Here is a 1,503-nt window from a genome sequence, read left to right on the forward strand (position 1 = left end):
GCTGTGAAGAATTCAGACGGTGGAATCATACAGATAGGGGTGCTGGCAAATAAGGTACAGAGCCTTACAGCCAAAATGCAGCCCCAAAATATAGTTAACAATCTGGCTAAGAATAAATCTGTAGTGTATGCACTTTATATGGACAAGAACTTGAAGGTGACGGCCCATACGGATAAAAGCAGGATTGGGATGAAACTGGACGACGCAGGCAGCAAAACTGCCATAAGCGGGAAGGTTTATTCTTCTAAGTTCAAGTACAAGAACAAGACTCAGGTATACGATGTAATATACCCTGTAAAAGTTGATGGCAAAGTTGTCGGCGCGATAGATATAGGAAATTCCATGGAAAATGCCGACAAAGCAGTTTACAGTATAATCGGCATAATTTCACTTCTGGCCGTCGCAGCTTTTGCCGCATGTGCATTTATACTTATAAGAGTATCAAACGGTATAACGAAACCTCTTGGCATGCTTGTCGATGTGTCCAAGAAGATATCGGACGGAGACCTGAATGCCAGCATAGATGTGGAGAGCAGTGATGAGATAGGGGTGCTGGCGGACAGCTTCAGGAATATGAGCGAAAGCCTCAGAGAGACAATCGGCACCATAAAAGGCAACTCGCTGAAGGTGAATTCCATGTCTTCTGATTTGAAGACGAACGCTGGACAGATGACCGGGGCCGCCAACGATGTGGCAAGTGCGATACAGGAAGTGACTAAGGGCACTACACAGCAGGCGAATGATCTGGTTGGCATTTCCAACAGCATGACAGGGCTTGCAGATGAGCTGCAGAATATATACGGCAAGCTTTCTGAAGTAAAAGAGAGCTCGAGTACGACGGATGCTGCGGTAGGAGAAGGAAGACAGCAGGTGGAACGTCTGCTTGAGTCCATAGGAAATGTAAGGAAGTCTTTCAAAGTGGTTTCCGACAAGATAGGGGGACTTGGAGACAGTGTATCAAAGGTGGGAAGCATAACTGACGTTATAAACGGCATACTGGATCAGACCAATTTACTGGCCTTGAATGCGGCAATAGAAGCAGCAAGGGCTGGAGAGGCAGGAAAAGGATTTGCAGTAGTGGCGGAGGAAGTAAGACAGCTTGCGGAGAAATCCAAGGAATCCACGGAACAGATACAGCAGATCATACAGTCCATAAGCAGCGAGACCAAGGATGTAATTTCAACGTCTGACAAAGTGAAGGGCCTGGTAGAGAATCAGGAAGGCACGGCAAATGTTACCAAGAAATCCTTTGAGAAGATATCGGAGGCGGTTGAGGAGATAAAGCCCCTGCTTGAAAATACATACGCTTCCCTGAAATCCACTGTCAAATCGAAGGACGATGTCTTGAGCAAAGTAGAGTCGGTAACTGCAGTGTCCGAGGAGACTTCCGCATCTTCACAGGAAATATCGGCTTCGTCGGAGGAGATGTATGCATCCTCTGAAAATGTGGACAAATATGCATCGGAGCTTAACAAGATTGTAGAGAAGTTGAATGAGGAGACG

1 protein-coding gene is annotated in these 1,503 nt (G+C 46.4%); it reads left to right on the top strand.

Annotated elements, in window-relative coordinates; genetic code table 11:
- The coding region (locus tag AB8S09_RS15740; RefSeq protein ID WP_369869552.1) for a methyl-accepting chemotaxis protein at positions 1–1,503 on the top strand (1,503 nt) is incomplete at both ends.

Source organism: Clostridium lapidicellarium, assembly GCF_041224415.1.
Lineage (GTDB): Bacteria > Bacillota > Clostridia > Clostridiales > Clostridiaceae > Clostridium_B > Clostridium_B lapidicellarium.